Genomic DNA, 12067 nt, shown 5'->3' with positions numbered 1-12067 from the left:
GCACCTAGGAGTCATCGTGAAGGATTTTGCCGGTCTGGCCGCCAAGCTAACTGCCGAAGAAGCCGAGGAGATCCGGTCCGCCGGTCCTGACGCGATCCTGTCGGAAGAGTCATTGAGGGCACTGGATCGGGCCGCTGAAGGCCCCGCGATGGGACACGGCTACTACGTCTCCTCCGGAACGGCAGACGAAAATGGAAGCCCGCAGTTCGTGCTGCACCCAGACGCTGCGCGGGCGATCTTCGCCTAGTACCTTAGGAGCCTGGGGGGACCATCCACCGTTAGGATCGGGGCATGCCGTCCGTCTCAGTGGTGATCCCCTGCAAGGACGACGCCGGCCCCCTCGCCCGCTGCCTCGAAACCCTCGCTGCGCAGACGCTTGCCCCGCTTGAGATCATCGTGGTGGACAACAACTCCTCCGATAACAGCGCGGAGGTCGCCGCCCGCTTCGGCGCCCGCGTAATCCCCGAACCGACACCCGGCATCGCCGCCGCGGCCTCAACGGGATATGACGCGGCGCTCGGCGACCTCATCGCGCGCTGTGACGCGGACACCCTCGCACCGGCCGACTGGCTCGAGAGAATCGTTGATCGTTTCGCCGCTGAACCGGAACTCGCAGTCCTGACGGGCCCGGGCGCCTTTTACGACACCACACCGTTGCGTGCACGCCTCGCCGCCGTGGCCTACATGATGGGCTATTTTCTCTTGATGGGCCTGGCGATGGGGCACTGGCCGCCCTTCGGCTCCAATTGCGCCTTCCGGCGCACGGACTGGCTGTCGGCCCGGGAGCGCGTGCACCGACTGGATCCGGACGTGCACGACGACGTCGACCTCGGTTTCGCGCTTAGGCCCACCCAGCGGACGGTGCTCGACTGGTCACTGGAGGTGGGGATTTCGGCGCGCGCTCTCGCGGGCGGGCGGAAGGGGTGGCTCCGCTTCACGCGCGCAGTACACACCCTGGCGCTGCACTGGCGCGGCACACCGCCGTGGGAGCGCTGGCGCTGGACGCTCAGCGAGATCCGCGAGGGCCGCCGTCGTCGTAGTTGTTAAGTCTCGCTGCGCAGCGCGGAAGATTCATCATTGGGTGAATACATCGAAAGATGTACTATCGACTTCATGGGAACCACCATCGACACAGTGCCTGCGACTTCCTCGGAGGTCCTGTCGCGGTTCGGCTATGCGTTGTCCGACCCGACCCGCGCACGAATTCTGCTGGCTTTGACCGAAGCACCCGCTTATCCGAGCGATCTAGCGGAGAAGATCGGCGTCAGCAGGCAGAGCCTGTCGAATCATCTGGCGTGTCTTCGGGGCTGCGGTCTGGTGGTGTCTGTGCCGGAAGGACGGCGAGCCCGCTATGAGCTCGCCGATGCCCAGTTGGGGCATGCGCTGAGTGATTTGCTCAGCGTTGTTTTGGCGGTCGATCCGGCCTGCTGCCGTGCCAGTTCCGGGGACGGATGCTGCTGATGGCAACCTCAAGCGTGAACCTGTCCGCCCCGCTTCCTGCTACCCGACGCGCCGTTCTGTCTCGCAGGATCCGATTCTTCGTGGCTGCGACGATCACCTACAACATCATCGAAGCGGTGGTCGCCCTCTCGGCCGGCACACTTGCCTCTTCAAGCGCCCTGATCGGATTTGGGCTCGATTCGCTTATCGAAGTCTCCTCTGCTGTCTCCGTCGCCTGGCAGTTCGCGGGTCAAGATCCGGAGGCCAGGGAGAAGACGGCGCTTCGGTTCATCGCCTTCTCGTTCTTCGCGCTGGCCGCGTTCGTTGCAGTTGACGCGGTGCGGGCGCTGCTCGGTGGTAGCGAAGCGCAAACATCTATAGTCGGGATTGTGCTGGCCGCGGTCAGTCTGCTCGTCATGCCTTTCCTGTCCTGGGCGCAGCGGCGGGCCGGCCGCGAGCTCGGTTCCCGTTCGGCGGTGGCCGATTCCAAGCAAACCCTGTTGTGCACCTATCTCTCCGGCGTGCTTCTCATCGGGCTGCTCCTGAATGCGACCCTGGGCTGGGCCTGGGCGGACCCGATCGCGGCCCTTGTGATTGCCGCCGTTGCAGTCAAGGAAGGATTTGACGCCTGGCGCGGCGACAGCTGCTGCGCACCGAACATCCATGCCGGCGACGGTGTGTCCCGTGCCGACGACGCAGTCCGCGCGGCGGCGGACAGCAGCTGCTCCTGCTGCAAAGAGCAGTTCCCTAAAAGCGGCTAGCCCGGGAACCGTGCCGGGTACAGGAGCGGCAGCTGGAGCGTCAGCCACGGACTGAACGCCCAGGGCGTGGCGGCGACAGCCGCGGTGAGCTGCTCCGGATCGGCCCACTGCCACTCCATGACCTCGTCATCCCGCGGTACCACCGGCGATGCGGCGACGGCGGTGTAGACGGGGCAGATTTCGTTCTCGACGACGCCGGAGGCGTCCACCGCGCGGTACCTGAAATCCGGCAGCCGGAGTTCAATCCCCGTCAGCTGAAGTCCCAGCTCACGCTCGGCCCGGCGCACCACGGCGTCCTCGGTTGCCTCGCCCGGTCCGGGATGCCCACAGAAGGAGTTCGTCCACACGCCCGGCCAGGTGAGTTTGGTCAGCGCCCGACGGGTGACCAGGATCCGCCCGTCGCCGTCGAACACGTGTGTGGAAAAGGCCAGGTGAAGCGGCGTGGAGGTGGTGTGAACCGTTGCCTTGTCCTGCGTTCCGATGGGAGTGCCATCCGGATCGGCGAGCACAACGAACTCCCCAGTGCGGTTCATTTCCCTCCAAAGGATTGCGCATGTTTACTTTAGATATGGACAAGGAGACCACACTGGTTGGCTCAATCGACAGCCGGCCCGTGGACCTTGTCCTGACATCCTTCTTTGCCCGCTCCAAGTCGCGCGCGGAAGCGATGCACCCCGACTACCTTGCCATGTGGGAACACCTTGAGGCGTGCACGGTGGGCGGGAAGCGCTTCCGGCCGCGGCTGGTAATGACCATCTACGGCCTCCTGGGCGGGACGGATACGACGACGGCGGCCACCGTGGCTGCCGCGTTCGAACTCCTGCACACCGCACTGATCGTGCACGACGACGTGGTGGACCGCGACTTCACCCGTCGCGGAGTGCCCAATGTGTCCGGCGCATACCGGAAGCTGGCCGCCGACAAAGGCGCCGCGGATCGGGCGGAACACACCGGCCTGTCCGTGGGCGTCATCGCCGGCGACCTGGCCCTCTCCCACTCGTACCGGCTGATGGGCGAGATCGACGTCGACCTTTCCACCCGGCAGAAGCTCGGTGACCTGCTGGATGAAGCGGTCTTCGCCTCCGCAGGCGGCGAGCTGCTCGACGTACTGGCACCCCTTGATCCCACACCGCAATCGGTTGACGAAGTGCTGGACATGGCCCGCCTCAAGACCGCCGTGTACTCCTTTGAGGCGCCGCTCCAGGCCGGCGCCGTCCTCGCCGGGGCGGACACCAGGCTGGTCGACGCGCTGGGAGCCTTCGGGCGCTGCATCGGCATCGCCTACCAGATCGCCGATGACCTTATCGGAGTCTTCGGCGACGAAACCCGGACGGGCAAGATCGGCTGGGGGGACCTGCGGGAAGGAAAGCGGACCGCACTCATTTCCCACGCGGCCACGCAGCCGCAATGGACGCGCATCGCCGAACTCCTGGCCAATCCCGACCTCAACGCGGCGGGTGCAGCCGAAGCGCGCACGCTTCTCATCGAGTCCGGCGCCCGCGACCGCGCCATGCAGCTGGCCGCGGAGTTCACTGAGCAGGCACTGCAGCAGCTGACGAGCGCTTTCGTTCCGCAGGAGCTGCGTGACGGACTGACTCCTCTGTCCGACGTCGTGACCGAACGGGTCCGCGTATGAACCGCGACCGGGACGCTCTGGCCGACTACACCGACGCCGCCATGAAGTCCTCAGCCGTGGTGCTGCATGCGTACTCCACGTCGTTCGGGCTCGCGTCCCGACTGTTCGAGGCCAGCGTGCGCCGGCAGGTTGAGTCGGTGTACGCCCTGGTGCGGGTCGCCGACGAGATCGTAGACGGTGTTTCCTCCGCTGCGGGACTGGACGCCGAAGAAACGCGCCGGCAGCTCGATGAGTTCGAACGTGAGACCGAGCGTGCACTTGCAATCGGCTACAGCGCCAACCTGGTTGTTCACGCCTTCGCTGACACTGCACGGCGGACCGGGATCGGCACCGAACTGACCCAACCCTTCTTCGCGTCGATGCGCGCCGACCTGGACCGCGTGGAACACACGCCGGAGTCTTTCGAGGAATACGTCTACGGCTCGGCCGAAGTGGTGGGACTCATGTGTCTCAAGTGCTTCTTGCACGGTCGGGACGTGACTCCGGACGAGCGCGCCCGGCTGGAACGCGGCGCCCGCCACCTCGGTGCCGCTTTCCAGAAGGTCAACTTCCTGCGCGATCTTGCCGAAGACTTCGAATCCCTTGGCCGAAGCTACTTTCCGGACGTCTCTCCCGCCAATTTCGACGAGGAGCACAAGCTGCTGTTGCTGAAGGACATCGATCATGACCTGGACGAGTCGCGCCGCGTGCTGCGCGGGTTGCCGCCGTCCAGCCGCCGCGCCGTTGCCCTCGCGCAGGAGCTGTTCGCGGAACTGGCTGACCGTATTAGAGATACTCCCGCCGCGGAGTTGATGACCACCCGGATCAGCGTCCCCAACACGGTGAAGATGCGCATTGCCCTCGCGGTCCTGGCGGGCAAGCGCGGTATGTCCGCGGCCGAGGACCGTGAAACCGGAGCGGAGGCACGGTGAGGGTTCCCACGCCACCCGGCCGCGCCGTCGTCGTCATTGGCGGCGGCATCAGCGGTCTCGCCACGGCGGCGCTGCTGGCAGCCGAGGGCCACCAGGTCACCGTGCTGGAGAAGCAGGACACGGTGGGCGGGCGCGCCCACTCGTGGAGCGCTGACGGATTCCGGTTCGACGCCGGCCCCTCCTGGTACCTGATGCCCGAGGTGATCGACCACTTCTTTCGGCTGCTCGGAACCTCAGCCGATGAACAACTGGACCTGGTGAAGCTGGACCCGGGCTACCGCGTCCTGTCCGAGGGCTTCCCGGAACCTGTGGACGTGCCGGCGGAGCGGCGCAAGGTCGTGGAACTCTTCGAGCGCATTGAACCGGGCGCGGGCGCAAAGCTGGAGTGTTACCTCGACTCCGCCGCCGAGACCTACACCATGGCCACCCGGCGGTTCCTGTACTCCACGTTCGAATCCTTCGGGCCGCTGCTGCGCCCGGATATCCTGAGCCGCCTCCCCCGCCTGGCCCGACTGTTGCTCGAACCCCTGCACAGTTACGCCCGCCGGTACGTCTCCGACCCTCGGCTGCAGCAGGTCCTGGAGTATCCGGCGGTGTTCCTCGGGACCTCCCCGTTCACCGCACCGAGCATGTACCACCTCATGAGCCACCTGGACCTCGACGACGGCGTGCTCTACCCGATGGGCGGATTCACCCGCCTGGTCGAGGCAATCGAAACCCTGGCCCGGAACGCGGGCGTCACCGTCACCACCGGCGCTGAAGTTCTCGAGATCAAAACGGCCCGTACTGTGTCGCGGTGGCGCCCGGCTGCCGTACGCGGCGTGCGCTACCGCGACGCCGACGGAACCGAGCAGGACATCGCAGCCGACGTCGTTGTTTCCGCCGCCGATCTCCACCACACGGAAACCCGACTGCTGCCGCGCCACCTCCAGACCTACCCGCAGCGGTACTGGTCGCGGAGTACTGCCGGACCCAGCGCGCTGCTGCTCTATTTGGGCGTCCGCGGCTCCCTGCCGGAGCTGAGGCACCACACGCTCCTTTTCACTCGGGAGTGGGAGGAGAACTTCAAGGCGATCTTCGGGCCGAGCACTTCCGTCCCCGATCCCGCGTCGCTGTACATCTGCAAGCCGAGCGCCACCGACCCCTCCGTGGCGCCGGCCGGCCACGAGAACGTGTTCGTCCTGGTCCCCATCCCTGCAGACCCCGGCCTGGGCGGCAGCGGAGGTGAGCGGCTGGAGCAGCTGGCCGACGCCGTCGTACGCCAGATCAGCGAGTGGACGGGCGTTGATGACCTGGCCGACCGCATCGTCTTCCGCCGCAGCTACGGCCCGGCCGACTTCGAGCGCGACTACCACTCCTGGAACGGCACCTCGCTGGGCCCGGCACATACGCTGCGCCAGAGCGCATTCTTCCGCGCCGGCAATGCCAGCCGCAAGGTGCAGGGCCTCTACTACGCGGGCGGTTCCACCATCCCTGGAATCGGGATCCCGATGTGCCTGATCAGCGCCGAACTGATCGTTAAGCGGCTGCGACGCGACGTCAGCACGGGCCCCCTGCCGGTGCCGCTGCACCCCGGCAGGATCTCCGAGAGCCTTGAATCCTGATGGGTGCGGCCTACCTGATCTTCCTGCTGGCTTCCCTTGGCTGCATGGTGCTGCTGGATGCGCGGCTGCGGCTGTTTTTCTGGCACGACGCCGGCCGGGCGGCTGCCGTGCTGGTCACCGGTGTGCTGTTCTTCCTTGCCTGGGACCTGGCGGGCATTGGGCTCGGCGTCTTTTACCGCGGCCAGACGGACCTGATGCTTGGAATTACGCTCGCGCCGGAACTCCCGCTCGAGGAAGTGGTGTTCCTGACCTTCCTTTGCTACCTCGTGATGAACCTGTTCCTGATGGCCCGGCGGGTTGTTGAGGACGTACAGCGGCGGCGCTCCGCGACGGAACACAACCAGCACCACTCCGACGCGACGGAAAACAACCTGGAGGGGCGGTCATGACGTACTGGGCCCTGAACGCGGTGTTCCTGCTGCCGGCGCTCGCCGTCGGCGGAGCCGCGGCCTTTGCATTGAAGGAACGACGGCGCGCGGTAGCGCTGGCCGCTGCGGGGGCCGCCGCCGTCGTCGTGCTGGTACTGACCGCGGTGTTCGACAACCTGATGATTGCAGCGGGCCTCTTCACGTATGCGCCCGAGCTGATCTCGGGTCTGTCGGTGGGGCTCGCTCCACTGGAGGACTTCGCGTATCCGGTGGCGGCGGTCCTGCTGCTTCCCGCCCTCTGGATCCTGCTCGGCGAGCGCACGCGAAAGCGCCGGCCATGAGGGTGCTGAGGACGCTCCTCATCTCGAGCCGCCCGCTGTCCTGGGTGAACACCGCTTTTCCTTTCGCCGCCTCGTATCTGCTGGCGTCGGGCGGGATCGATCTGGCCTGGGTGATTGGCACGGTGTACTTCCTGATCCCCTACAACCTGGCGATGTACGGGATCAACGATGTCTTCGACTACGAATCCGACCTGCACAACCCGCGCAAGGGTGGCGTCGAGGGCGCTGTGCTCGACCGCACGATGCACCGCACCACCCTTCGTGCGGCTGTTGCCACGAACGTCCCCTTTCTGGCCGCGCTGATCCTGCTGGGCGGGCCGCTGTCCTGGTTTGTGCTCGCGATCAGCGTCTTCGCGGTGGTGGCCTACAGCGCTCCGGGGCTTCGCTTCAAGGAACGGCCGTTCCTGGATTCCGTCACCTCCAGCACGCACTTCGTGAGTCCGGCGGTGTACGGGCTGGTGCTGGCGCAGGCGGAATTCACGCCCGGGCTCTGGGCGCTACTGGGTTCGTTCTTCCTCTGGGGTGTAGCGAGCCAGGCATTCGGTGCCGTGCAGGACGTCGGAGCGGACCGGGCCGGAGGCATTGCGTCGGTAGCCACGGTCACCGGTGCCCGCAGCACGGTGCGGTTTGCGATTGCCGCCTATCTTTTCGGCGGCGGGCTGATGCTTCTCACCCCCTGGCCGGGTCCGCTGGCTTCCCTGCTGGCCCTGCCGTACGTGGTGAATATCCTTCCGTTCGCTTCCGTTACCGACGACGACGCCGAACTCGCCCACCGCGGTTGGGAACGCTTCCTGTGGCTGAACTACGTGACCGGATTCTTCGTCACGATGTTGCTCATCTGGTACGCCACCGTCCGCTGACGGGGGATGTAGCAATTAGGAAACGCTTCTCTGACGTAATGTTTGTCAACGCACTAAGGATCGCCTTACCTTAGTCGAGTGACTCTTACAGCCCCCACGACCGGAACCGCGTCGGATGGCCTTGATGTTTCAGGGATGAGCATCTCCTACGGCCGGCAGCGCACCGTGCATGACGTGTCATTCGCTCTCCGTCCGGGCACGGTCACCGCCCTGATCGGGCCCAATGGAAGTGGGAAGTCCACGCTTCTGCGCACCATCGCACGGCTGCACCAAGCCGATGCGGGGAGCGTCACGACGAGCGACGGTGAAGATCTCACCGCCCTCTCGCCGAAGCAGTTCGCCCGCAGGATTACGCTCCTGGCCCAGAGCCGCCCGGTACCGGCGGGCATCACGGTCCGCGAGGTCGTCGAGTTCGGACGCCACCCCCACCGAAGCCGGTGGAGCGGCAACGACGCACGTGGAGCCGCCATCGTGGCCCACGCCATGGAACTGACCCGCACTGCCGAGCTGTCCGACCGCCCGGTGTCAGCGCTTTCGGGCGGGCAACTGCAGCGGGTATGGCTGGCGAGCTGCCTTGCACAGGACACCGGAATCCTGTTGCTCGACGAGCCCACCACCTATCTGGACCTGCGCTACCAGGTGGAGATCCTCGACGTTGTGCGGGACCTGGCAGCCCACCACGGGGTGACAGTCGGCGTCGTCCTCCACGATCTGGACCAGGCGGCGGCGATAGCCGACCACGTGGTGCTCCTCGAAAGCGGTGCCATCCGCGCCCAGGGCACGCCCGTCGACGTGATGACCGCAGAGAACCTGTCGTCCGCATACGGCGTCCGTGTGGATGTCACCGTCACCGGAGGAACAGTCCACACCCGCGCCATCGGGCGGCACAACGCCGTCGGCCATGCATCCGAGCCGGTACTGCAGGCTTCCTGACCTTCGTTCCCCGCCCTTCGCTTTCCCGTCCTTCGCTTTCCCGTCCCTTTGTTCGTTCCCCTCCGGCGCCGTCCGCGCCGCACCACAGAAAAGAAACCCATGAAACAGTCCAAGATTCTTGCTGCCCTGGCGGCGGTCTCCATGCTCGCGTTGTCCGCCTGCGGAACCACCGAAGAAGCCATCGGCAGCAGCGAGGAAACCACCGCCGCGTCCGGTGAGTCCATCACCGTCACCGATGGACGGGGCAAGGAAGTGGTGCTCGACGGGCCGGCGGAGCGCGTTGCCGGCACCGAGTGGAACGTCGTCGAGAACGTGGTGTCGCTGGGCGTCATGCCCGTAGGTGCAGCAGACATCGAGGGGTACAACACCTGGGTCAGCTCGGCACCGCTCGATGAGACGGTCACCGACATCGGTGTCCGCGGTGAACCGAGCATCGACACGCTGGTCTCCCTCGAACCGGACGTTGTACTGGTAACCGACCAGCTCGTCGAAGGCGCAATCGAGCAGATCGAGAAGACGGTCCCCGTGATCGTGGTTCCGGGCGGGGACTCCTCCGACAACATCGGGCAAATGTTCGAGAACCTCGACCTGATCGCCAAGGTCACCGGCACCGAGGACAAGGCCGCCGAGCTCAGGGAGAACTTCGAGTCCAAGCTCGAAGAGGGACGCGCCGCGATCGAGGAGGCCGGTCTCGCCGGGACCCCGGTAGCCTTCTCCGACGCCTACGTGGACGCCGGCAGCGTGTCCGTCCGCCCCTTCGCCGAGGGTTCGCTGGTCTCGGACGTACTCACCGGGCTGGGATTCGAGAACGCTTGGGAGCTTGAGGGTGATCCGGTGTACGGCCTTGCCCAGACCGACGTCGAAGGCCTCACCGCCCTGCCCGAGGACACCCTCTTCTGGTACCTCACCAACGACTCCTTCGGAGACGCCTACCAGGACGAGCTGAAGGACAACGACATCTGGAAGTCGCTGCCCTTCGTCGAGGCCGGCAATGTGCACCGCTTCCCGGACTCCATCTGGATGTTCGGTGGACCGACCTCCATGGAGCAGATTGTGGATGCGGCTGTTGAAGCCGCTACCGCTGCTGAACCCACGAAGTAGACCGATGACGACGCCGGACACCCTGCCTCGCGCCCGCTCCGCCGCAAACCAGGCAGCTGACGCGAGGCCGGGTGTCCGGCTTGCGGTCTTTGACCTACTGCTGGCCGCCGCAACCGCAATCCTTGCCCTAGTGCACGTCACGCAGGGCACCTCCACGGTCAACGCCACGGACATTCTTGGCCTGCTGTTGGGCAACGACGACGCCGAGACCGCCGCCATTGTCGGCGCGAGCCGGGTGCCGCGCCTGGTAGCCGGCGTGCTGGTCGGCGTCGCGCTCGGCGTGGCCGGTGCCATGATGCAGTCCGTCTCGAGGAACGCGCTGGCCTCCCCGGACACCCTTGCCGTCAACGCCGGCGCGCACCTGGCCATTGTGGCCGTCGCAGCGGTCGGACTGCAGGTTCCACTGCTCGGCGCGGTGGGGGTCTCCTTCCTCGGGGCATCGCGGCCGCGGCCATTGTGCTTGCCCTGTCAGGTACCGGACAGTCGGGAAGCGTCCGCCTGGTGCTGGCCGGATCGGCGATCGCGCTCGCCTTCAACGCGCTTACCCAGACCCTTCTCATTCTTTTCTCGCAGGAAACGCGCGGCCTCTTCGCCTGGGGCGCCGGGTCGCTCGGCCAGAGCGGCATGGACAAGATCGTGCTGCTGGCCCCGCTGATCGGTCTAGTCCTGGCCGTACTGCTGGTGAAGTCCCGCTCGCTCGACCTGCTGACCCTGGGTGACGACCAGGCTCGCATGCTCGGCATCAACGTTCGCCAGACCCAGTTGTTGGCACTGGTGCTTGCCGTGCTGCTCTCCGCTGCTGCCGTCACCATCTCCGGACCGATCGGTTTTGTGGGGCTCGCAGCCCCGGCCATCGTGCGGCTCGCGGCCGCGAAGATCCCGGGCCTGCACCGGCACGTTGCCCTCATTCTCACTTCAGCCCTGATGGGCATTTTCCTGGTCCTCGGCGCCGACGTACTGCTGCGAGCCATGGTTGGTGCGCAGTCAGCCGTCGAGGTTCCCACCGGCGTGGTCACCACAATCTTCGGCGCGATCTTCCTGGTGATTTTGGCCCACCGCATGCGCACCTCCGGTCCCACCCGCGAGGCACGGTCCGCCTCGCTGCGCGCAGTGCGGGCGGGCACCGGCGTCGTTGTTGTCGGCGTGCTGGCCGTGCTGCTGGTCGGTGCGGCCATCGCAGGAATCCTCCTTGGCGACACCAAGCTGCTCCTCGGCGACGTGGCGAACTGGCTCTCCGGGCAGGCAGGCCCCGTGGTCTCCAGCGTCCTGGACGCCCGATTCCCGCGGGTGGGTGCGGCCCTGCTGGCAGGGGCGTCGCTGGCGCTGGCCGGAACCGCGATCCAGGCCGTGAGCCGCAACCCGCTCGCCGAACCATCGATCATCGGGGTGTCCGGAGGTGCGGGAATCGGCGCGATTGTTGTCATCACCTTCGTCCCGCTGGCCGGGTTCTGGATGACCGCAGGAGCGGCGGGAATCGGCGCGGCGGTTACTGCCGCCGTCGTTTTCGGCCTGGCTCTTCGGGGCGGTCTGCAGACTGACCGGTTTGTCCTGGTGGGAATCGGCGTCTCCGCCGCGGCCATGGCGGCAATCACCCTGCTCATCGTCCTGACCGACCCGTGGAACGAGGTGAAGGCGCTGACCTGGCTGTCGGGGTCCACCTACGGTCGCTCCATGGAGCACCTAATCCCCATGACGGTGGCGCTGCTGCTGACCGTGCCGGTGATCTGGTCGTTTCACCGAACTCAGGATCTGCTCTCGCTCGACGAAGACACCCCGCGCCTGCTCGGCATAGCGGTACCGCGGTCCCGGCTGATCCTGCTGGTGTGCGCGGTCCTGTTGACGGGTTCGGCCGTGGCCGGGATCGGTGTGGTCGGGTTCGTTGGCCTGGTGGCGCCGCATGCCGCACGGGCGCTCGTCGGCTCGCGGCACCGGTTGGCCATCCCAGCATCCATTCTGCTCGGGGCCCTGCTGGTCTGCGCCGGTGACCTCATCGGACGGACCGCGATCGCTCCGGCCCAGCTGCCGGCCGGTCTGCTGACTGCGCTGCTCGGGGCCCCGTACTTCGTGTGGCTGCTGTTCCGTAGTCGGCTCAGCCGCTGATCCTCATGCCCC

14 protein-coding genes and 1 pseudogene are annotated in these 12067 nt (G+C 66.4%); 14 read left to right on the top strand and 1 reads right to left on the bottom strand.

Translation table 11 applies throughout. The features are described 5' to 3' along the window. The first annotated feature begins 16 nt into the window (after positions 1-16). The 4 genes from GC088_RS01770 (at position 17) to GC088_RS01755 (ending at position 2201) form a co-directional block, all read left to right on the top strand. Positions 17-247: a hypothetical protein gene (locus GC088_RS01770; protein ID WP_323960207.1), complete on the top strand. Its 231-nt coding sequence runs from the start codon at positions 17-19 to the stop codon at positions 245-247. Between the two features lie 44 nt (positions 248-291). Further along, a complete protein-coding gene (locus tag GC088_RS01765; protein ID WP_323960206.1) occupies positions 292-1047 on the top strand; it encodes a glycosyltransferase family 2 protein in 756 nt (251 codons plus the stop codon). Positions 1048-1113: 66 nt separating this feature from the next. After that, positions 1114-1461 (top strand): ArsR/SmtB family transcription factor, encoded by a 348-nt coding sequence (locus GC088_RS01760; RefSeq protein ID WP_323961875.1) that lies wholly within the window; start codon positions 1114-1116, stop codon positions 1459-1461. Next, positions 1461-2201 carry a cation efflux transmembrane domain-containing protein gene (locus GC088_RS01755; protein WP_323960205.1) on the top strand — a complete coding sequence of 247 codons (741 nt, stop codon included), beginning with the start codon at positions 1461-1463 and terminating at the stop codon, positions 2199-2201. The genes GC088_RS01760 and GC088_RS01755 overlap by 1 nt, the downstream gene beginning before the upstream one ends. On the opposite strand, the gene idi is transcribed toward GC088_RS01755, so the two are convergent. Then, complete coding sequence (gene idi, locus GC088_RS01750; protein WP_323960204.1) at positions 2198-2734, bottom strand: isopentenyl-diphosphate Delta-isomerase; 537 nt, start codon at positions 2732-2734, stop codon at positions 2198-2200. The genes GC088_RS01755 and idi overlap by 4 nt on opposite strands. Positions 2735-2754: 20 nt before the next feature. Here idi and GC088_RS01745 point away from each other — a divergent pair, with 20 nt between their 5' ends. From GC088_RS01745 to GC088_RS15435, 10 genes and pseudogenes are all read left to right on the top strand, one after another. Then, positions 2755-3837, top strand: a complete 1083-nt coding sequence (locus GC088_RS01745; RefSeq protein ID WP_323960203.1) for a polyprenyl synthetase family protein — start codon at positions 2755-2757, stop codon at positions 3835-3837. Further along, positions 3834-4748, top strand: a complete 915-nt coding sequence (locus GC088_RS01740; protein ID WP_323960202.1) for a phytoene/squalene synthase family protein — start codon at positions 3834-3836, stop codon at positions 4746-4748. The genes GC088_RS01745 and GC088_RS01740 overlap by 4 nt, the downstream gene beginning before the upstream one ends. Then, positions 4745-6352, top strand: a complete 1608-nt coding sequence (gene crtI, locus GC088_RS01735; RefSeq protein ID WP_323960201.1) for a phytoene desaturase family protein — start codon at positions 4745-4747, stop codon at positions 6350-6352. Before GC088_RS01740 ends, crtI begins: the two co-directional genes overlap by 4 nt. Further along, on the top strand, positions 6352-6741 hold the full coding sequence (locus tag GC088_RS01730; protein WP_323960200.1) for a lycopene cyclase domain-containing protein: 390 nt from the start codon (positions 6352-6354) through the stop codon (positions 6739-6741). The genes crtI and GC088_RS01730 overlap by 1 nt, the downstream gene beginning before the upstream one ends. After that, positions 6738-7061: a lycopene cyclase domain-containing protein gene (locus GC088_RS01725; RefSeq protein WP_323960199.1), complete on the top strand. Its 324-nt coding sequence runs from the start codon at positions 6738-6740 to the stop codon at positions 7059-7061. Before GC088_RS01730 ends, GC088_RS01725 begins: the two co-directional genes overlap by 4 nt. Next, entirely contained in the window at positions 7058-7921 is an 864-nt protein-coding gene (locus tag GC088_RS01720; RefSeq protein WP_323960198.1) for a prenyltransferase, read from the top strand. The genes GC088_RS01725 and GC088_RS01720 overlap by 4 nt, the downstream gene beginning before the upstream one ends. Positions 7922-8056: 135 nt before the next feature. Next, a complete protein-coding gene (locus tag GC088_RS01715; protein WP_323960197.1) occupies positions 8057-8854 on the top strand; it encodes an ABC transporter ATP-binding protein in 798 nt (265 codons plus the stop codon). Between the two features lie 99 nt (positions 8855-8953). Further along, entirely contained in the window at positions 8954-9955 is a 1002-nt protein-coding gene (locus GC088_RS01710; RefSeq protein ID WP_323960196.1) for an ABC transporter substrate-binding protein, read from the top strand. After that, positions 9846-10954: pseudogene (locus GC088_RS15440) on the top strand (iron chelate uptake ABC transporter family permease subunit); the annotation flags it as partial. The gene GC088_RS01710 and the pseudogene GC088_RS15440, both read left to right, overlap by 110 nt. Positions 10955-11014: 60 nt before the next feature. Then, the gene (locus GC088_RS15435; RefSeq protein WP_416377506.1) at positions 11015-12055 is read left to right on the top strand and encodes an iron chelate uptake ABC transporter family permease subunit; all 1041 of its coding nucleotides are present in this window, start codon (positions 11015-11017) and stop codon (positions 12053-12055) included. Positions 12056-12067 lie beyond the last annotated feature (12 nt).

This window comes from Arthrobacter sp. JZ12 (assembly GCF_035189165.1).
Lineage (GTDB): Bacteria > Actinomycetota > Actinomycetes > Actinomycetales > Micrococcaceae > Arthrobacter_D.
The sequence above is the reverse complement of the archived record's forward strand: the minus strand, read 5'-3'. Positions and strand labels throughout refer to the sequence as shown.